We start from the raw sequence: 18,998 nt of genomic DNA, 5'->3' as shown, positions 1-18,998 counted from the left end.
CATGACCGACCTGCCGACCCGCTTCGTGCTCTTCCCGGGGCGGCACCACCTGCTGACCCGGTTCCAGGCCGACTACCTGAGCCGGCTCGCCGGCGACGAGGCCACAGTGGTCTGGGCGGTGACGTCGGCCAACCACGAGAACACCAGGCGCAACCCCGTCGCGTACCACAGGCGGGAGGCCGCGATCGAGCGGTTCAGCGTGCTGACCGGGTTGCGCTCGCTGGCCGTGCCGATCTTCGACACCGCGTACACCGACGCGTTCGCCGAGGTCACGCTCAAGAGCATCGCGGTGGCCACCGGGCTCGAACTCACCCCCGCCGACACGGTGGTGGCCTGCTCCACGCCGGAGGTCGCGAAGCTGTACGAGCGGCTCGGCTTCGCGATCGCGCAGGTCGAGGCCGACCCGGACCTGCCCGAGACGCCGGAACGGCCGTGGGACGTGCTGCTGCGCCTGGCCGTCGGCGACGAGAGCTGGCGGACGCTCACCCATCCGGCGACGATCGACGTGTTCGAGCGCTACCGCCTGGTCGAGGCGATCCGGTCGGTGGTGAACGACCCGCTGGTCGGCGACGAGGGCGGCCTCACCGTCACCCGCGACTACCGCACCTACGTGGAGGCGTTCGCCTCGGCCGCGCACCGCAAGTGGGACTCGGTGCGCCGGTACGTGCAGCCCGGCCGCATCGTGGACATCGGCTGCGGCGCGGGTGCCGTCCTGGAACTGGCCGACCGGGAGTCCGCGCTGCGGGAGAGCGACCTGATCGGCGTGGAGGTGGCCCGCCACCTCTATCAGGAGTGCCTGCACAAGAAGGCGCAGGGCGTGTTCCGCAACGCCAACGTCTACTTCTTCCACCGCAACGTCCTCGGCGGCGCGGTGTTCAAGGACCGCTCGGTCGACACCACGCTCACCTTCGCGCTGACCCACGAGATCTGGTCGTACGGGCGGCAGCGGGAGTCGCTGCTCCAGTTCGCCCGCCGCATCCACGACCACACGGTGCCCGGCGGCGTCTGGATCAACAGCGACGTGTGCGGGCCGGACGAGCCCGACCGGCCGGTGATCCTGCGGCTGACCGGCGACGACGGGGACAATCCCGCCTCACCGCGCCGGGATCTCGCCGACCTGTCCTCGGCCGAGGTCCGGCGGTACGTCTCCGGACTGTCGACGCGGGCCCGGCTCGACCAGTTCGCCGTGGACTTCGCGTTCGGCTTCGCGTACGAGCCGCTGGCCGACGGCGCGGTCCGTCTCGGCCTGGGCGCGGCGATGGACTACCTGACCCGCAAGGACTACACCGACAACTGGCTGTCGGAGACGAAGGAGCAGTTCTGCGGCCTGAGCTTCGCCGACTGGTCGGAACTGCTCACCGAGGCCGGTTTCGAGATCGGCCCCGCGTCGGCGCCGGTCCGCAACGACTGGGTGATCGAGAACCGGATCGCGCCCGTCGCGTCCCTGACCGACCTGGACGGCCGGCCGCTGGACTGGCCGACCACCCACGTCCTCACCGTCGCCCACCGCCCGCGCAACGCCTGACAGCACGAGCGCCCGCCGGACCGGCTGGACGGCCGGGCCGGCGGGCGCCGTGATGCGGGTCAGTGGCTCAGCGCGATCCGTACCGCCAGGACGATCAGGATCAGCCCGGTCAGCCGTTCGATCACCAGCAGCACCGACGGCCGGGTCAGCCACGGCTGCAACCGGTCGATGAGCAGGATGTAGCAGGCCCACCAGAGCACGGCGAGGCCGATGAACGTGGCGGCCAGCACCCCCGTGCGGGCCGCCGCGCCGTCGCCGGGCTTGACGAACTGCGGCACGAACGAGACGTAGAAGACGACCACCTTGACGTTCAGCAGCTGGCTGGTGACGCCCATGACGAACGAGCGCCGGGCCACGTGCGGCTCGTCGGCGGCCGGGATGTCCCGGACCGGCGCGGCGGCCTCTGTGCCGGCCCCGCCCGCGCCGACCGGGACCGGCTGCGCCACCGGGGCGGTCCGGCGGGGCCGGGTGGCCCAGAGAATGGTGCCGCCCAGGTAGAGCAGGTACAGCGCACCGGCGACCCGCAGCACCGTGTAGAGCGCCGGCGAGGACACCAGCAGGGCGGACAGGCCGGCGGTGGCGAGCGAGGCGTGCACCAGCGCGGCGGCGAACAGCCCGGCCAGCACCACGAATCCGGCCCGCCGCCCGTACCGCACGGTCTGCCGGGTGACCAGGGCGAAGTCGACGCCCGGCACGATGATGATGAGCAGGCTCGCCGCGACGAAGCCGACGATCTGGATGTCAGACATGCTGCTTGCCCCTCGCCTCTGCCCGGGCCGGTGCGGCCTCCTCGATGACGGAGACGCCGCTGTCGCGGCGCGGCCCGTGCCGGCGCCACTGCTCGCGCAGCCGGATCCGGCCGTCCGGCAGCCGCTCGGGCCGCGACTCGCACTCGCCGACCACGATGCTGCCGTCGGTGAGCACCTCCACGTACGCGAAACGCACCACGCCCTGCGCGTCGCAGGTGCCGGCGAGCCGGCCGTGCCGTACCGGACCGCCGGAGATCTCCGCCCAGACCAGGTCGCCGCGCTGGTGGTAGTGGCCCCGCAGCGGATCGGCGTCACCGGCGTGGTCGACGGAGACGAAGATCCGGTCGTCGTAGTCGAACGACGTCATCGCGCTCACGCCCATCGGGTGCTCAGGTAGTCGTCGCGGAACCGGCAGACCGTGCGGCCGGCGATCGAGTTGAGGATCATCGCGCTGCGGATCGGCAGGATGCTCAGGTTGGAGTCGACGAGCCCCTGGACGTAACGCCCCCGGTTCAGCACGAAGATCTTGTGGTCGTCGGCGTGCTTCCAGCGGATCGAGTAGTCCGACTCGATGACCGGCTCGCCGCGCTCGTCCAGGTCGATCAGCGCGGTCAGCTCGGGGTCGAAGGGCAGTGGCGCCTGCCGGCGTCCCGCCGCGACGACGAGGTTCACCGCCCGGTGCCGCTCCTCGCCGCTGCCGGCCGTCAGGCACTCCAGCTCGACCTCCCCGTCGAGCTGCCGGGCGCCGGTGACGGTACGGCTCGGCATGATCGTCACCGGGAACCGGCCGGTGCGCAGCCGCTCCTCGTAGTTGTGCTGGTAGACGCCGCGCAACGTGCCCGGGGAGATGCCGTCGCTGGTCAGGATCTGACCGGAGACGAGGCGTTCCCGCACGTCCCGGGACAGGGTGAGGAACGCCTCCTGGTAGGCGGGCCGGTACAGGTCGTTCGCCGACGGGGAGTCCTCCAGCGGGGCGAACCACGACCGCCGCCCGATCCACCTGATGTCGCGGCACCCGCGGGCGAGCAGCGCCGCGACGCACTCCGCGCTGGTCTGGCCGCTGCCGATCACGATCCACGGCAGGTCCGGCTCGTCCGGCACCGAGGCGAGGCGCCGGTGCAGCTCGTCGGCGACGAACAGGTGGCGCGGGTCGAGGGCGTCCAGGAACTCCGGTACGAAGGGGACGGTTCCGCTGCCGAGCACCAGGTGCCGGGAGCGGGCGAGGGCCGTACCGCCGCTGCGGCTGACCAGCGCGCCGTCGAACTCGACCCGGTCCACGCGGGTGCCGTACGTGATGCGCGGCAGCCGGCCCGCCGCCCACACCAGGTACTGCTGGTACTCGATCCGGGGGATGGTGTCGAACCCGGCGCCCAGCAGGGCGTATACCCGGCCGGTGGTGACCAGGTAGTTGAGGAACGACAGCGGGTGGGTCGGGTCGTAGAGCGAGACCAGGTCCTTGACCCAGCCGGTCTGCATGCGGACGCCGCTGTGCAGCATCCCGTCGTGCCAGCCCGGCCGGTCGCGGGCCTCGAACAGCGCGATGTCGTGCGGCGCGAGGGTGTCGTACATCGCCGCGAGGCTCAGGTTCGCCGGCCCGGCGCCGATTCCCACTGTGTGAAAGGTCTGCGTCATCAGTCTTCCTCTGTCTGGCCGTGGGGGACAGGGATCGCGGTTCGGGTGTTCAGCAGGGCGGTGGCGGCGAGCCGGCTGGCGGCCAGGACGGTCTTGGCGGCGCCGCCGCTGCCGCCGGTGAAGGTGTGCACCGCGCCGGACACGTGGCGCAGGGCCAGGCCGGCGGGCTCGCTGTAGCAGTCGGCGGCGCTCACCGGCGGTCCGGCCGGTCGCGGGTCCAGGCCGGGCAGCCGCCGAGCCGCCACGGTCAGGACCCGTGCCACCAGCGCGGCGTCCGGCTCGGGGGACGGCGGGTCGACGTCCCACCTGTCGCTGGGCAGTCCGAGCAGCACCCGCCCGGGACCGGCCGGCCGGCCGTAGAGGCCGCTGGTCTCGTCCACGAAGCACGGCAGCTCGGCGCGGCCGGTGACGTGGTGGGCGTACTGGATGTGCTTGGTGCGCAGCGAGGCCGGCAGCCCGGCGGCGCGCAGCAGGCGCGGGGTCCAGGCCCCGGCGGCCACGACGACGAGGTCGCCGGTGAGCCGGCGGCCGTCGCGCAGCTCGACCACGCGGTCGTCGAGGCGGGCCACCGGTGTGGTCTCGGTCCGGCCGAGGCCACGCAGGACGGCCCGGCGCAGCCGGTCCGGGTCCAGGTAGCCGGCCCGGTCCTCCCAGATCCCCACCGTGCCGTCCGGGAGTCCGGCGAAACCGAACCGGTCGGTGACCTCGTCCCGGGTGAGCACCTCGGCGCCGTCCACGCCGGCCGTCGCCCCGGCGTCGAGCAGGTAGAGCGAGCCGGTCCGCCGCCACCCGGCCGCTGTCGCGAGGGACGGATCGGCCAGCAGTTCGGCGAGGCTCGCGGCGGCGAGGGACCGGGCGGCCGGATCGGGCTCGAAGGCCCGCACCAGCCCGCCGGACGCGGCAGTCGCGTCGGCGGGCCGCCCGTCCGGACCGCCGTCGTGCGGGCCGATCAGGACCGCGTCGGCGCCCGCGTCCCGCAGCCGCCGCGCGAGCAGGACGCCGCTGATGCCCGCGCCGACGACGAGCACGCACGGCTCACCCATCCGAACCCGCCGGTTCCGCGCCGCCGACGACGCCGAGCAGGCGGGCCGCCCGCTCCGGCGCACCGGGGTACGCGGCCAGCGCCGCCCGGACCGCGGTGGCCGGGTCGAAGTGTTCCGGCCGCAGCGCCTGCTCGCCGCGCGTCAGTTCGGTGTCGGCGAGCACGCCGTCCAGGCCGGCGGTGGTGCCGGCCACTGTCGCGGCGTACCGGGCGGCGAACGCCTCGTACGCCTCCGGCCGGAAGTCCGACTCGTAGCTGTCCGGCCGGTCCCAGCTCAGGAACGCCCGGACCACCGCCGGATCCTCGGTGGCCAGGAACTCGTGCGCCCAGATTGCGTGCTCGCGGCTGGTGGAGAACTTGGCGCCGGTGAGCCGGTAGAACTCGTTCACCACCAGCCCGGTCGGCCGGTCGGGCAGCCCGGCGGCCAGGTGCAGGGCCGGGATGAGCAGCGCGTAGTAGAACGCGTTGTCGACCCCGAGGAAGATCCACTGCTCGTCCACGTCCCGCCACGCGTCCAGGTACCCGGCCAGCGTGTCCGCGTCCGGCCGCAGGTGGCGGGCGGGCAGCACCAGGTTGGCCAGGGCCATCTCCGCCCAGACGTCGATGCGCAGGCCGTCGTCCCACTCGACGCCCCAGTCCGTCGGGTACGCCAGCGGCACCTCCGGCAGCCCGCCGTCGAGGTACGAGGCGACGAGACGCCGCAGGCGGGGCGGCAGCACCGCCCGGGACCAGAACTCGGCCAGCCGCTGTCGGTGCTCGTCGAGCCGCAGCACCGGGACCGTGTGCGTGACCGGTTCGGGTGCCGCGTCGCAGCAGGTCGAGCGCGCGGCGGCCAGGTTCGCGGCGGTGCAGAACCCGCCGCAGCCCTCGCAGGTGCCGCCGTTCGCGCCGGCGCCGCAGGCCGGGCAGCGCCCGGCGACCCGGACGTGGTGCAGGGTCCGGCGGCAGGCCGCGCACGCGCGAAGCGACACCGGGGCGACCTCCACCACCTTCGCCTCCACCAGGTCGGTGAGCAGGCGCGCCACCGCCCGGCGGTAGCCGGCGTCGGCAAGCGGGTCGGCCATCACGTCGTACCGGATGCGCGCGGCGCGCAGCGCGGCGTGGATCGACGAGCCGTAGCGGGCGACGGTGTCCGCGGGCGTCTCGCCCCGCGCCTCCGCCCGGGCGAGCACGTAGTTCTGGTGCGCGTCCAGCCCGCACTGGGTCACCACCCGCCGGCCGGCGGCGCGCAGCGCGCGGGCCGCGATGTCCCCGGCGACGTACGGGCCGCTGAGGTGCCCGAGGTGCAGCGGCCCGTTCGGCGTCGGTGGCGGCGTCACCACCAGCACCGCGCCGGAGGAGGCGGCCTCAGTCACGGCCGGCCCCGGCGTCCGCAACGGGCTGCGCCGAGTCGCCGGGCTGCGCCGCCTCGCCGGGCCGGGGCATCCAGTAGATGCTGAGGATGGTGAGCGGCTGCTCCGGCGAGGGGTTGTGGATGACGTGGCTCTGCTCGGGTTCGAGCAGGATCACGCCGCCGGTCGGCACCTCGACCTTCTCGCCGCCCGCCTCGTAGATGGCCGTGCCGCGGGTCACCACGGCGAACTCGACCTCCGGGTGGACGTCCTCGCTGCTGCTGCCACCGGGCGGGATCACGCACCACATGGCGTCGAACGGCAACGGGCCGAGATCGCGGTACTGCGTCCAGCGGCCGATCCGGATGCCGTACTCGTCGGTGAGTTCGGCGGTGTCGCTGACGTACCTTCGCATGTTCGTCCTCCTGGTCGGCGCTGCCCTCCGGGCCCGCGCCGGACGGATCTGAGGTTTGCGGAGAGTGACCGGAAGTGCTGCTTCTGCGACGCTGCACCGATGCCGGGAAGGACCGTCTCGTCGACTGTCGATTCGACTCCGGTCGATAGCGTCGGACCCACTGTGGACTTAACCTCGTCTGGCCAACAGGAGCTTCACCGGCAGATCACCGGCAATGTCGCTGCTGACTGCCCGCTCAGCGGCCGCGGCTTCGGTGGTCCACCGTCATGAATCCACCAGAACCGGTACGGAGACGACGCTGTGATCGGCTACATGGATACGTTGGGTCATGAGATCGCTACCGCACGGCGAATGGCCAACCTGACACAGGAGGAGTTGGCCGCCCGCACCGGACTGAGCGTCCGGAGCATCCGCAACCTGGAGTCGTCGCGGGTGACCCGTCCGCGGCCCGCGACCGTCCGGCTGCTCCGCGAGGTCCTCGGCCTGCCCGCCCACCCGGCGGTCGCGGCCCGGATCCGTCCCATGCAGCTGCCGCTGGAGATCCCCGGCTTCACCGGCCGGTCGGCACAACTGCGGCAACTCGACCGGCTGCTCGACGGCGGGCCGCGGCGGATGTCGAGCGTGGTGGTGTGCGTCCTGTCCGGCCGGTCCGGGATCGGCAAGACGGCGCTGGCGCTGCGCTGGGCGCACCGGTCGGCGGCCCGGTTCGCCGACGGGGTACTGCACGTCCAGCTCGGCGGCAGCGACCCGGTACGGCCTGCGGTGGCGCCGGCCGAGGCGCTCGGCGGCCTGATCGAGGCGCTCGACGTACCCGGCGGGATCCCGTGCGGACCGGCGGCGCGCACCGGGCTCTACCGCAGCGCGCTCGCCGGACGCCGGATGCTCATCGTGCTCGACGACGCCCGCGACGACGACCAGGTGCGGCCGCTGCTGCCCGGCGTACCCGGCTGCATGGTGGTCGTGACCAGCCGGAACCGCCTCACCGGCCTGGTCGTCGGCGAGGCCGCGTGCCCGGTCGTGGTCGACGAACTGGCCGCCGGCGAGGCGTGGGACCTGCTGGCGGCCCGCCTCGGCGAGCGTCGCCTCACCGCCGAGCGCGCGGCGGTACGGGAGATCATCGCGCACTGCGCCGGTGTGCCCCGGGCGCTCGCCGTGGTGGCCGCCCGCGCGGCCGTCCAGCCCCGGCTGCCGCTGGCGGAGGTGGCCCGCCAGCTCCGGTAGGGACGGAGGGCCGCCCGTCAGCCCTGGTCGGCGCGGGTGCCGGCACGCGCCGCGACGTGCGCCGGCACCGGCGTCGCCGGCGGCAGCGCCGGGTCGGTCACCGGCTGCTCCCAGCGCGCGACAAGCGGCAGCTCGCCGGCCCAGAGCCCGAGGGCGGCGTCCGGGCTGTCGCCGTCGTCCGGCGGTCCGCTGCGCGTCTTGACCGACGCCTCCGCCAGCGGAAGCGCCAGCAGCGCGGTGGCCGCCAGTTCCCGCCGGTTCGGCCGGCGGGCGTGGTCCCACTGGCCGGGGGCGACGTGCTCGGTCAGCAGCCGCAGGCCGTACACCTTCTCCTCGGCGTCGGTCACCCACCGGGGCCGGCCGTAGACCATCGCGCTGCGGTAGTTGATCCCGTGCTCGAACACCGAGCGCGCCAGGACCAGCCCGTCGACCACGGTGACCGTCACGCAGACCTCGGCGTCGGTGGTGAGGCTCCGGCTGGCCACCGAGCCGTGCAGGTAGAGGTGCCTGTCGTCGAAGCCGTAGACGGTCGGTACCACCATCGGACCGCCGTCGACGAGCACGCCGAGATGGCAGACGGAGGCGGCCCGGAGCACGTCGAACAGGGCGGCGCGGTCGCGGTGCCCCTTCTCCTTCATCCGGCGCAGCGTCGTACGCGGCGTCGCGGACAACAACCCGTCGGTGTCGGCCATGACTGACCTCCTGTCGGCCCCGCCGTTTCTACCGGCTCGGGCCGCGCACCTCAAGGGGGGACTGCTCAGCGGACCTTCTTCGTCGGCCGTTTACGAGGCGGCGTCAGCAACTCGGCGATCGCCGAGATCGCGGACGGCACCAGACGGTAGTACGCCCACACACCCCGCTTCTCCCGCTCGATCAGACCGGCCTCGGTGAGGATCCGGAGGTGATGGCTGACGGTCGGCTGGGAGAGACCGAGCGGCGCGGTGAGGTCGCTGACGGACGCCTCGCCCTCCGGCGCGGACTGGATCAGGCTGAGCAGGCGCAGCCGGGCCGGGTCGGCCAACGCCTTCAGGACGCCCGCGAGGCGTTCGGCGTCGGCACGCTTGATCGGCTCGCCGGTGAGCGGCGAGATGGCAGGGGTGGCAGTCTTCGCAGTTCCCACGCTTGCATCGTTGCACCTGCGGCGGCCGCCCGCCGGTGCAATCAGGACCGGACCATCGTCGGTTGCCACTCCGGCGGGCGACCGAGAGGGCGGATGTCAGGCGGTGGGGTGCAGTTCGGCGAGCAGCCGTTCCACCCGGGTGCGGATCTCGTCCCGGATGGGGCGTACCGCGTCGACGCCCTTGCCCGCGGGGTCGTCGAGCTTCCAGTCCTCGTACCGCTTGCCCGGGAAGACGGGGCAGGCGTCACCGCAGCCCATGGTGACGATGACGTCCGAGGACTCCGCCGTCTCGTACTCCAGGAGCCTGGGGGTCTGGCCGGTGATGTCGATGCCGACCTCCCGCATGGCCTCGACGGCGGCCGGGTTGACCTGGCCGGCGGGCGCGCTGCCGGCGGAACGCACCTCGACGGTGTCGCCGGCGAGGTGGCGCAGCCACCCGGCGGCCATCTGGGAACGGCCGGCGTTGTGCACGCAGACGAACAGGACACTGGGCTTGTCGCTCATCGGGTCTCCCTGATCCGGGTGGTCGCCGCGCGGCGTGCCGCAGCGCGGTCGGGGCGTCTCACGGCCGGGTTCCCGGCGCGGGGAACAGGCGGGCGCGGGCCCACAGCGACACGTAGACCAGGCCGACGAGGACCGGAACCTCGATCAGCGGGCCGACGACGCCGGCGAGAGCCTGGCCGGAGGCGATCCCGAAGGTGCCGATCGCGACCGCGATGGCCAGTTCGAAGTTGTTGCCCGCCGCGGTGAACGCCAGGGTGGTGGTGCGTTCGTAGTTCAGGCCGATGGCCCGGCCGAGCAGGTAGGAGCCGGCCCACATGAGGGCGAAGTAGGCCAGCAGCGGCAGGGCGATGCGGGCCACGTCGGCCGGCCGGTCGGTGATGGCCTCGCCCTGCAGGGCGAACAGCACGACGATGGTGAACAGCAGTCCGTACAGGGCGACGGGCCCGACCCTGGGCAGGAACCGCCGCTCGTACCAGTCGCGGCCCCTGGTGCGCTCGCCGAGGCGGCGGGAGAGGTAGCCGGCGAGCAGGGGGATGCCGAGGAAGACGAGTACGTTACCGGCGATGTCCCAGCCGGAGACCTCCAGCGCCGCGCCGTCCAGACCCAGCCAGCCCGGCAGCACCGACAGGTAGAACCAGCCGAGCAGGCCGAAGGCGACGACCTGGAACACCGAGTTGACGGCGACGAGGACCGCCGCCGCCTCCCGGTCGCCGCAGGCCAGGTCGTTCCAGATGATGACCATCGCGATGCAGCGGGCCAGGCCGACGATGATCAGCCCGGTGCGGTACTCCGGCTGGTCGGCCAGGAACACCCAGGCCAGGGCGAACATGACGGCGGGACCGACGACCCAGTTGAGGATCAGCGACGAGACCAGGAGGCGCCGGTCACCGGTGACGGTGTCGAGGCGGTCGTAGCGGACCTTGGCCAGGACCGGATACATCATGATCAGCAGGCCGAGGGCGATGGGCAGGGAGATGCCACCGACCTCGACGGCGCCGAGAGCGTCGTCCAGGCCGGGGACGATCCGGCCGAGCAGCAGACCGGCGACCATGGCCAGGCCGATCCAGACCGGCAGGAACCGGTCGAGGCGCGACAGGCGTGCCACCACCGGCGGGGCATGGTCGGCTCTGGTGGCGGTGCTCATGGACGCTCCAGTGGGGTGTCGGTGTGGCGGCAACGGGGCTCGGCGGTGATCGGACCGCCTTCCCGTGGGGGTGTGGCGTGCGGCCTACCGCTGCGCCGCGGCGGCCGGCTCGATCGACAGCAGGCCGGCGAGCTGGCGCAGGATCTGCGGCCGCGCGCGGTAGTAGACCCAGGTGCCCCGCCGCTCGGCGTCCACCAGGCCCGCCTCCCGCAGCGTCCTGAGATGGTGGGAGATCGTCGGCCCGGTCAGGTCGAACGCCGGCGTCAGGTCGCACACGCACACCTCGCCGCCCTCGGCGGAGGCGATCATCGACATCAGCTGCAGCCGTACCGGATCGCCGAGGGCCTTGAACGCGGGCGCGAGCACCGCCGCCGTCTCGGCGGGGACCCGGCGCTGCGCCAGCGAGGGGCAGCACGGCCCGTCGGCGCTGAGGTCGACGAGGGGGATCGGCGCCTGTTGCTTCGGCATGTCTCTAGGTTGACACCCATCTAATCAGCGCGCAAGTCTCTGCTTAGACAGGCATCAAGACAAGGTGTCTCGGGAGGCGGCGGCCCGGGCCGGCGTCACCACGGGCTAGGGCCTGTCCTGTCGATCATGGAAGCCAGATGACAGCGGCGATGAGGATCAGACTGGCTCGGTAGAGGGATGCGCGTTTGGCGTAGCGGGTGGCCAGGTCACGCCATTGCTTGAGTCGGTTGAAGCAGCGTTCTACGACGTTGCGTTTGCGGTAGATCGCCTTGTCGAAGGCGGGTGGTCGCCCGCCGGTACTGCCCTTGGCGGCGCGGCGGGCGATCTGGTCGGCGCGTTCGGGGATGACGTGCCGGATCCCGCGTTGGCGCAGGGCTCGACGGGTGGAGTCATGGGCGTAGCCCTTGTCCGCGATCAGCACGTCAGGGCGCTTGCGGGGCCGGCCCGGTCCGGGCTCGTTGACGCGGATCGCATCGAGCAGGGCGAGAAGCTGGGGGTTGTCGCCGGCCTGGCCCGGGGTGAGCAGGATCGACAACGGCCGGCCGCGTCCGTCGACAGCGAGGTGGATTTTCGTGCTCAGTCCTCCGCGTGATCGGCCGATGGCCTCGCCATCTTGCGTACCAGGCGTCGCCGCACTTGTCGGGGAGCCCCTTTTTTGCGGGCGCCAGCGGCATGCTGATGCGCCCGCACGATCGACGAGTCGATGCTGATCGTCCACTGCACCGGTGTGCCGTCGTCGTACACCTGCGCCGCCGAGAGGATCCGACCCCATGTCCCGTCGGCGCTCCACCGACGCAGGCGCTCGTGGCAGGTCTTCCACGGTCCGAAACGTTCGGGCAGGTCACGCCACGGCGCACCCGTGCGCAGCTTCCACAAAATCCCGTTGATCACCTGACGGTGATCCCGCCACCGCCCACGAGCACCGCCCGGCTCCGGTAGCAGCGGCGCGATCACCGCCCACGCCTCATCGGTCAGTTCACCACGACGCACCACCGACACATCGTCAACGATCAACCACTACAAGATCGGCAGGACACGCCCTAGCAGGTTGCGGCTGTCGCGGTTGAGTAGTTCGGTTGTGAGTTGCTGCGCCCATGGCCGGTAGCGAACCTCCTGCGGGGTGTCTCGCTCGGCAGCAAGCAGCGCCTGGAATGTCGCCTGTGGGCGCCCGCGGCCGTGTAGTGCCAGCGCTGTGTCTTCCCAGTAGCGAGCTCGGCGCTCCGGCATGACGATCCGGGCCGGGTCGACCTGCCGAGCGTAGTCGACAGCGGTGCCGTAGTCACCAAGCACCCGGGACACGCTGATCTTGTAGACAGCCAGGTCGAGCAGATTGAGCCATTTTCATCCTGCGTGGCGGTCGGCTTCGACGCGGTGCAGGACGAGGATGGCCTGCACGATCGCGGTCGCTCGGCGTGGGCAGCAGCGCAGCTTGACCAGGATTTTCCAGGTCTTGAGGGTGGCGATCTGCGCCGCCGAGAGGATCCGACCCCATGTCCCGTCGGCGCTCCACCGACGCAGGCGCTCGTGGCAGGTCTTCCACGGTCCGAAACGTTCGGGCAGGTCACGCCACGGCGCACCCGTGCGCAGCTTCCACAAAATCCCGTTGATCACCTGACGGTGATCCCGCCACCGCCCACGAGCACCGCCCGGCTCCGGTAGCAGCGGCGCGATCACCGCCCACGCCTCATCGGTCAGTTCACCACGACGCACCACCGACACATCGTCAACGATCAACCACTACAAGATCGGCAGGACACGCCCTAGGCGACGAGCGTCCGCAGCGCCTCGGCGAGGCCGGCGCCGGCGGTGACCGGGTGAGCGAAGGACAACCGGGTGTCGGCGTGACCGTCCGGCCGCTCCGCGCGCAGCACGATGCCCTCGGCGTCGAGCGCGACCGGGACGATCCGCGTCGCGCCGGCGCCCCCGTCGACGAGCGTGCCGAGCCGCTCCAGGAGATCGCTGTGGCAGCGGGCCAGGTGCGCGAGGTGGGCGGCCTCGTCGACGGCGATCGGGTCCGGGCGGGCGGCCCGGTACGTGCCGGGGTCCACCGCGACGGGCCCGGCGGCCCGGTCGAGGACGATCTCGTCCGGCGCGATCGCCCACAGCGCCACCGGCGGCAGGTCGAGCAGCGACATCACGGTGGCCGGGTCGCAGGCGTCGAGTGCGGCCGGGTCGAAGCGGCGGGCGGTACCGACGATCCGCAGCCGGGCGCGCACCCGCGAGCGTACGGCGACCGGGGCGAGGTGGGTCACGTCGAGACGTACCGCACCGCTGTGGCCGCGCGCGGCCACCAGCAGGCCGCCGGTGCGGCTCATCGCGTCGACCGCGAGCACGATCGTGCCGTCGGGGAGGACGGCGTGGGCGGAGAGGAGGTCGGCGGTGGTGTCGCCGAGCGTCAGCCGCACCGAGGAGGCGGCGCTCAGCACGCACCGGGCGGAGACGGCGTCGCGGGGCGTGGAGGGGAGCGCCGACGGCCGGGCGGTGACCGGGGCGACGCCGGCCGACGGGGCCGGGCGCCCGGCGGGGTGCAACGCCATGTCTGTCTCCTCGGCCGGGAAGGGGTGAAGTCGGCCCAGGTCAGACGGTAGTAGGTAAGGCTTACCTGTGCAACGGCGGGTCGGGTGCCGCACATGCCGTACGGGTCACGACGGTGACCGTCGTGACCCGTACGGGCGTGGTGTCCGGTTCGTCAGGCGGGCTGGTAGGTCAGGCAGTCGCTGACCGTGGCACCCGGGCCGACCGTGATCGACTCGGCGGTGCAGGCGAGGTTGGTGTTGTACACGCACTCGGCCCGCGCGCAGGCGCCCACCGCGCCGGTGACCTCGGCGATCCCGCCGCTGAGCGAGGACTCGACGAACGTCGCGCAGGAGGCCGCGTCGGCGGACGCCGCCACGGTGATCGCGGGAGCGTGACAGCCGTTGTCGTTGAAGCTGCACGCGGTGGCGGCGCATTCACGTACCGGCGGAGACTGCAACAGGGTCTTCATGGTGCCTCCAAGTCATGCGGGCCGGCGGACACGAACGGCCGGCCTCGTGGTGCTCGAATGCCGTCTGGTATTTGCCGGGCGGCCCGGTCCTCAAACCCGTCCGCCGCCACTGAGGATCACGCTCACCTTAACAACGGAATGCGGGGCTGGCGGCCGTAAGCCGCCGTTTCCGCGCCGAGTCCCGGTCCAGCGAAGATGAGCCTCACCTTGGTTAGGGAAGGCTTTCTTTGCACGCGGGGAGGCGTCTTTCTCCGCCCGCTCCCGGCGCGGCGGGGCGGCCGGCGCAGCGCCGGTGAGCAGCCATGACGCCGACCGGCCGGTGCCGGGGCCGTCACCCGGAACAGCGGGCGGGAATCGTCTCCGCCGGCCGTGTCGGAATCGATCCCGGGCGCCGGAATCGGAATCGGCAGTGCCGCTCAGCGGGCCGGGGACGGCGGCAGTTCGGCGGCGTTCGGATTACCCATTCCGTGGTCGCGCGCCCGGGCTATCGCCTCGGCGCGGCTGCCGAGACGGAGTTTGACCAGAATGGCGGAGACGTTGTTCCGTACGGTCTTGGCGCTCAGCCCGAGCCGGTGCGCGATGAGCGGGTTCGACAGGCCCCGGGCGAGCAGGCCGAGCACCTCGCGTTCCCGGTCGGTCAGTTCCGGGAACGGGCCGTCGGCGCGGGCGCCCAGCAGAGCGGCGGCGCGGTCGGCGAGCGGGCCGCCGAGGACCAGGTCGCCGCCGGCCACACCCCGGATGCCGCGCTCCACGTCCGCGGCCGAGGCCCCCTTGAGCACGTATCCACGCGCTCCGGCGCGTACCGCGGCGACGAGTGAGGCGTCGTCGTTGAGCATGGTCACCACCAGCACCCGGACCTCCGGGTGGTCACGGCTCAACGCCCGGGTGGCCTCGATCCCGGACCCCGGCCCGAGATGGAGGTCCATCAGCACCACGTCCGGCCTGGTGCTGTCGACAAGCACCCGGGCCTCGGACGCGTCGGCGGCCTCGCCGACGCACTCGATGCCGTCGAGGGTGTCCAGCAGCGCGCTCATGCCGAGCCGGAAGACCGGGTGGTCGTCCACCACGACGACGCGGATCGGGTGATCGGTCACCGGCACTCCAGGGGGACGGTCAGGCAGACGGTGGTGCCACGGGAGGGCGCCGGCCCGACGGTCAGCGTCGCGCCGACCGCCTGCGCCCGCTCCCGCATGGCGTGCAGGCCCACGCCGGGGCGGACCGGCCCGGCGGCCACGCCCCGGCCCGCGTCGGTGACGGTGACCCGGAGCAGGTCCGGTCGCCGGTCCAGCGACACCGTGCAGGTGTCCACCCCGGCGTGCCGGTGCACGTTGCGCACCGCCTCGGCGGTGACGCCGTACGCGGCGGTGGCGACCGGCTCCGGCAGCGGGTCCAGCGTGGCGGGGGCGCGCATCACGATCCGCAGCCCGGCCCGCGCGTACTGGGTGCGCAGCAGGTCCAGGGCGGGACGCAGGCCGCCGTCGGCCAGCACCGGCGGCAGCAGCCCGTGCGCCAGCTCCCGTACCTCCGCCGCCCGTGCGGTCAGCTCCTCGGTCAGCCGGTCCAGCAGCTCCTCGGCCCGGTCCGGGTCGCGGCGCAGCAGGTTGCGGGTGGCGGCCAGGCCCAGCCCGATGCCGCTGAGCGCCGGTCCGAGGCCGTCGTGCAGATCCCGGCGCAGCGAGCGGCGCTCCTCGTCGCGTACCTCCGCCAGCCGTTGCCGCGACCGGGCCAGGTCCCGGTTCGTGCCGGCGAGGTCCACCATCGCGGCGACCACCGGGGCGAGGACGGCGAGCGCCTCCCCGGCCCGGTCGTCCAGCAGCTCGCCGGGCCGGGGCCAGGCGTGCAGGTGGCCGACCAGCCGGTCGCCGCGGGTCAGCGGCACGGTGACCGGCGGACCGCCCTCGTGCGGCGGCGGCTGCGGCCCGTCCTCGGTGATCCGTACGTCGGCCAGCCGCAGCGCGGTGGCGACCGCCGCGCCGATGTCGGTCGTGCTGCCGCCGCTGCGCACCACCCGGTGCAGCAGGAGTTCGGGCGGCTCGCCGTGCACGAGCCTGTCCACCCGTCGCTGCACGAGCGCGCGGACCGGCTGGAAGGCCGCCGCGATCACGCCGGTGACCAGCAGTTGCGGCAGCGGCGCGGCGTGCGGCAGCAGCCGGTCGGACACGGCGACCGCCGCGCAGTAGGCGGCGATCACCGTCGCGGTCATCAGGTACCAGACCAGGGTTCGCCGGACGGCCAGCCGCAGGCCCCACAACTGCTGGCGCAGCACCACCACCGCAACCGCGGCGGGGAAGAACGCCTGGGAGGCGAGCATCAGCAGCGCGGGCGCGGCCGGCGGCACCACCGCCGGCGGCAGGAGCGTGGCCAGGAAGGCCAGGGTGAGTAACGCGCTGCCCGCGGTCACCCAGCCGAGGCCGTTGCGCCGCGCGGGCTCCCCGCGCCGCCACCGCCACGCGACCCCGGCGGCGGCGAGCGCGCCGAGCCCGACCAGCGCGTACGGCAGGACGGGGGACAACTGTCGCAGCAGCGCGGCGCGGGCGTCGCGTAGTTCCGGTGTCAGCGGCACCACCCCCACCGGTGGCGGCGCGGTGGCGAGGACGGCCACCGTCAGCGCCACGTACCCCAGGCCGGCCGCGACCGCGATCCGGTCGAGCCGTCCGGGCGGCCGCTCCGGCAGCAGCCAGGGCATGACCACGACGAGCGAGTAGAGGCCGGGCACCCAGGCCCACTGGTGCAGGGCGGTCAGCAGCGGCGGCCCGCCGACGGCGAGCTGCCACTGCGCGCAGCACGCGGCGAGCGCGCCGCCGAGCGCCGCCGCGCCGGCGATCCACCCCGGAAGCCGGCTGCCGCTGCGCCGGCGGCTCAGGATCAGCCAGGCGGCCGCGCCGTAGACGACGCCGTCGAGCAGGTCGACGAGCGAGTAGAGCTGACCGGCGGTGAACGGGGGAGTCGCCACCGCCCAGCCGGCGACCGCGCCGAGCGTGAGCACGCCGGTGGCGGTGAGGACGGCCCAGGCCGTTCGACGCGGAGTGAGGAGGTCGTCACGCATGTCGGGTCCACTGTGTCAGGCCGGGAGGCGTCGGGGGACCACCTGAACGGCGTGAGCCGGGTGGCGGGCCGGGCGGTACGCGGGCCCGCCGTACCGTTCCCGCGCCGGCGCGGCCCGCCGCCGTCACCCTGCGGGCGGCGGCGTCCCGGCGGCCAGGGGCGGATGTCCCGGTCCGGCCGGGACGGCGGGATCGGCCGTGCGGTGCGGCGACGGCGTCCCGGGCCGGACGGGATCGGCGTCCCTGGCGGGCCGGGACGCCGCGCCGGTTGACTGCCGGGCATGACCGACACCACGCCGGACCACATCCCGGCCCACGTCAAGAACTCCTACGTCAACTGCTCGGAGTACACCCGCGCGCCCCGGCTCACGCCGCCGCCCGCCGACGTCCGCGGCGACGCCGTGGTGCTGTCGCTCCGCCCGGCCGCGCCGGCCGCTCCGCCCGTCGAGGTCACCCGGTGACGGTGGCCGCCGCGCCGGGCCTGCTCCCCGCCTGGCGGGAGTGGCTCGCCGAGAACCTGGCGATGGGCGTCGCCGCCGGGCAGGCCCGCGCGGCGGCCGTCGCCGCCGGCGCGGACGCCGACGCCGTCGACGCGGAGCTGGCGGCGCTCGCCGGCCACCCGTACTTCGCCGTGTGCCGGCGGCTCGCGCTGCGCTACGACTGGATGGAGTCGGTACTGGACACCTACCGCGTGCTGCGCGAGGACGACGGGGGCCGCGTCCTGGAACGCCGGTCCGATCCCGGCGCCGAGGAGTTCTTCGCCCGCTACTACTACGGCAACCGGCCGGTCGTGCTCGACGGCCTGATGGAGGACTGGCCCGCGCGGGACTGGACACCGGCCCGGATGGCCAGCAGGTGCCCGGACGCGGTCGTCGAGGTGATGACCGGCCGCGAGGCGAACCCCGATCACGCCTGGCAGTACGACAGGCACCGCACCACCATGCCGTTCGCGGACTACGTGGCGTTGCTGGACTCCGGCGCGCGGACGAACGACTACTACATGGTGCCGCGCAACGAGAACTGGAACGGCGCGCTGCGGGCGCTCGCCGCCGACGTGCGGCCGCCGGCGCACCTCGTCGACCCGTCCGGTGGCGGGCACCTGCTGCTGGGGCCGGCCGGCACCGTGACGCCGTTGCACGTGGACAACAGCACCGTGCTGCTCTGCCAGGTGCTCGGGCGCAAGCACGTCCGGCTGGTGCCGTCGTACCAGCGGCATCTGGTCTATCCCCGCGGCGGGACGTTCAGCGCGGTGGACGCGGCGCGACCGGACCTCGACCGGCATCCCCGGTACGCCGAGGCGACGGTGCTGGAGACGGTGCTCGAACCGGGGCAGATGCTGCTGGTGCCGGTCGGCTGGTGGCACTGGGTGCACGCGCTGGACGTCAGCGCCACTGTCACGTTCCACCACTTCCGGGTGCCCGGCCGCAACCATCGGATGGCCACGCCGCCGGCGGCCGGTGCCGAGGCCGTGTAGCGAGCGTCACACTGCGGCCACAGTGGCCGGTCCGGCACCGCCGGCGCGGTCGTCCGGCCGGTCGGCCGGGTACACCGTCCGGGGGAGGTGCGCGTGGTACGACGGGCGCGTGCCCGTCCGCCGTTCATGTCCACCACCGCCGTCCGGGCAACCGTACGCGAAGAATTTTTTCGCCGGGTTGCCCGGCGCGGCGGTGCTCCGGGGAGGCCACGACGCCCGGGCGCTCGCCCCCGCCGCCATCTGCGGCGATGCGGGAAAAGGCGTCCCTGAATGGACGTCCGTTCCAAAAGATCCACGTCGAGTTGTCGTCCATCGATCATCGGCTTCCCGACAGGATGGGGTT

Annotated in this window: 21 protein-coding genes and 2 pseudogenes; 4 read left to right on the top strand and 19 right to left on the bottom strand. The window is 73.4% G+C overall.

What is annotated here, in order from left to right:
* Position 1 precedes the first annotated feature (1 nt).
* A complete protein-coding gene (locus NMK34_RS19050) occupies positions 2-1,525 on the top strand; it encodes a class I SAM-dependent methyltransferase (RefSeq protein WP_318334580.1) in 1,524 nt (507 codons plus the stop codon).
* A 59-nt stretch (positions 1,526-1,584) separates the two neighbouring features.
* Here the strand turns inward: NMK34_RS19050 and NMK34_RS19045 are convergent, their stop codons facing one another.
* From NMK34_RS19045 to NMK34_RS19020, 6 genes are read right to left on the bottom strand one after another with little or no spacing between them, the layout of a single operon-like run.
* Positions 1,585-2,274: a LysE family translocator gene (locus NMK34_RS19045; protein ID WP_318334579.1), complete on the bottom strand. Its 690-nt coding sequence runs from the start codon at positions 2,272-2,274 to the stop codon at positions 1,585-1,587.
* Complete coding sequence (locus tag NMK34_RS19040; RefSeq protein WP_318334578.1) at positions 2,267-2,656, bottom strand: hypothetical protein; 390 nt, start codon at positions 2,654-2,656, stop codon at positions 2,267-2,269. The genes NMK34_RS19045 and NMK34_RS19040 overlap by 8 nt, the downstream gene beginning before the upstream one ends.
* Complete coding sequence (locus NMK34_RS19035; RefSeq protein ID WP_318334577.1) at positions 2,647-3,906, bottom strand: lysine N(6)-hydroxylase/L-ornithine N(5)-oxygenase family protein; 1,260 nt, start codon at positions 3,904-3,906, stop codon at positions 2,647-2,649. The genes NMK34_RS19040 and NMK34_RS19035 overlap by 10 nt, the downstream gene beginning before the upstream one ends.
* Complete coding sequence (locus NMK34_RS19030) at positions 3,906-4,949, bottom strand: FAD-binding oxidoreductase (protein WP_318334576.1); 1,044 nt, start codon at positions 4,947-4,949, stop codon at positions 3,906-3,908. Before NMK34_RS19030 ends, NMK34_RS19035 begins: the two co-directional genes overlap by 1 nt.
* Positions 4,942-6,303 carry a class I tRNA ligase family protein gene (locus NMK34_RS19025; RefSeq protein ID WP_318334575.1) on the bottom strand — a complete coding sequence of 454 codons (1,362 nt, stop codon included), beginning with the start codon at positions 6,301-6,303 and terminating at the stop codon, positions 4,942-4,944. The genes NMK34_RS19030 and NMK34_RS19025 overlap by 8 nt, the downstream gene beginning before the upstream one ends.
* Positions 6,296-6,694 (bottom strand): cupin domain-containing protein, encoded by a 399-nt coding sequence (locus NMK34_RS19020; protein WP_318334574.1) that lies wholly within the window; start codon positions 6,692-6,694, stop codon positions 6,296-6,298. The genes NMK34_RS19025 and NMK34_RS19020 overlap by 8 nt, the downstream gene beginning before the upstream one ends.
* A gap of 312 nt (positions 6,695-7,006) precedes the next feature.
* Here NMK34_RS19020 and NMK34_RS19015 point away from each other — a divergent pair, with 312 nt between their 5' ends.
* A complete protein-coding gene (locus tag NMK34_RS19015) occupies positions 7,007-7,915 on the top strand; it encodes an NB-ARC domain-containing protein (RefSeq protein WP_318334573.1) in 909 nt (302 codons plus the stop codon).
* Between the two features lie 17 nt (positions 7,916-7,932).
* On the opposite strand, the gene NMK34_RS19010 is transcribed toward NMK34_RS19015, so the two are convergent.
* From NMK34_RS19010 to NMK34_RS18950, 13 genes and pseudogenes are all read right to left on the bottom strand, one after another.
* On the bottom strand, positions 7,933-8,607 hold the full coding sequence (locus tag NMK34_RS19010) for a pyridoxamine 5'-phosphate oxidase family protein (protein ID WP_318334572.1): 675 nt from the start codon (positions 8,605-8,607) through the stop codon (positions 7,933-7,935).
* A gap of 65 nt (positions 8,608-8,672) precedes the next feature.
* Positions 8,673-9,035 carry an ArsR/SmtB family transcription factor gene (locus tag NMK34_RS19005; protein ID WP_135240741.1) on the bottom strand — a complete coding sequence of 121 codons (363 nt, stop codon included), beginning with the start codon at positions 9,033-9,035 and terminating at the stop codon, positions 8,673-8,675.
* Positions 9,036-9,131: 96 nt separating this feature from the next.
* Positions 9,132-9,539 carry an arsenate reductase ArsC gene (locus tag NMK34_RS19000; protein ID WP_318334571.1) on the bottom strand — a complete coding sequence of 136 codons (408 nt, stop codon included), beginning with the start codon at positions 9,537-9,539 and terminating at the stop codon, positions 9,132-9,134.
* Positions 9,540-9,597: 58 nt separating this feature from the next.
* Positions 9,598-10,683 (bottom strand): ACR3 family arsenite efflux transporter, encoded by a 1,086-nt coding sequence (arsB, locus tag NMK34_RS18995; RefSeq protein ID WP_318334570.1) that lies wholly within the window; start codon positions 10,681-10,683, stop codon positions 9,598-9,600.
* An 84-nt stretch (positions 10,684-10,767) separates the two neighbouring features.
* Positions 10,768-11,151 (bottom strand): metalloregulator ArsR/SmtB family transcription factor, encoded by a 384-nt coding sequence (locus tag NMK34_RS18990; protein ID WP_318334569.1) that lies wholly within the window; start codon positions 11,149-11,151, stop codon positions 10,768-10,770.
* A 124-nt stretch (positions 11,152-11,275) separates the two neighbouring features.
* A protein-coding gene (locus NMK34_RS18985) for an IS5 family transposase (RefSeq protein ID WP_318336375.1) occupies positions 11,276-12,141 on the bottom strand; the annotation gives its coding sequence in 2 pieces (ribosomal slippage) (positions 11,276-11,802 and positions 11,802-12,141; 867 coding nt in all).
* A 27-nt stretch (positions 12,142-12,168) separates the two neighbouring features.
* Positions 12,169-12,441, bottom strand: coding sequence for a hypothetical protein (locus NMK34_RS18980; RefSeq protein WP_318334568.1), 273 nt, complete (start codon positions 12,439-12,441; stop codon positions 12,169-12,171).
* Positions 12,442-12,492: 51 nt separating this feature from the next.
* Positions 12,493-12,615 (bottom strand): annotated as a pseudogene (locus NMK34_RS18975) (IS5/IS1182 family transposase); the annotation flags it as partial.
* Positions 12,613-12,861, bottom strand: a pseudogene (locus NMK34_RS18970) (transposase); the annotation flags it as partial. The pseudogenes NMK34_RS18975 and NMK34_RS18970, both read right to left, overlap by 3 nt.
* A 50-nt stretch (positions 12,862-12,911) precedes the next feature.
* Positions 12,912-13,688: a DUF2470 domain-containing protein gene (locus NMK34_RS18965; RefSeq protein ID WP_318334567.1), complete on the bottom strand. Its 777-nt coding sequence runs from the start codon at positions 13,686-13,688 to the stop codon at positions 12,912-12,914.
* A gap of 152 nt (positions 13,689-13,840) precedes the next feature.
* Positions 13,841-14,137: a DUF1540 domain-containing protein gene (locus NMK34_RS18960; RefSeq protein WP_135240735.1), complete on the bottom strand. Its 297-nt coding sequence runs from the start codon at positions 14,135-14,137 to the stop codon at positions 13,841-13,843.
* A 416-nt stretch (positions 14,138-14,553) separates the two neighbouring features.
* Positions 14,554-15,231, bottom strand: a complete 678-nt coding sequence (locus NMK34_RS18955; protein ID WP_318334566.1) for a response regulator transcription factor — start codon at positions 15,229-15,231, stop codon at positions 14,554-14,556.
* On the bottom strand, positions 15,228-17,183 hold the full coding sequence (locus NMK34_RS18950) for a sensor histidine kinase (RefSeq protein ID WP_318334565.1): 1,956 nt from the start codon (positions 17,181-17,183) through the stop codon (positions 15,228-15,230). Before NMK34_RS18950 ends, NMK34_RS18955 begins: the two co-directional genes overlap by 4 nt.
* Positions 17,184-17,462: 279 nt before the next feature.
* Here NMK34_RS18950 and NMK34_RS18945 point away from each other — a divergent pair, with 279 nt between their 5' ends.
* A complete protein-coding gene (locus NMK34_RS18945) occupies positions 17,463-17,642 on the top strand; it encodes a hypothetical protein (RefSeq protein ID WP_318334564.1) in 180 nt (59 codons plus the stop codon).
* On the top strand, positions 17,639-18,655 hold the full coding sequence (locus NMK34_RS18940; protein ID WP_318334563.1) for a cupin-like domain-containing protein: 1,017 nt from the start codon (positions 17,639-17,641) through the stop codon (positions 18,653-18,655). The genes NMK34_RS18945 and NMK34_RS18940 overlap by 4 nt, the downstream gene beginning before the upstream one ends.
* The last annotated feature ends 343 nt before the right edge of the window (positions 18,656-18,998 follow it).

It is taken from the genome of Micromonospora sp. BRA006-A (assembly GCF_033433935.1).
GTDB lineage: Bacteria > Actinomycetota > Actinomycetes > Mycobacteriales > Micromonosporaceae > Micromonospora > Micromonospora aurantiaca.
The sequence above is the reverse complement of the archived record's forward strand: the minus strand, read 5'-3'. Positions and strand labels throughout refer to the sequence as shown.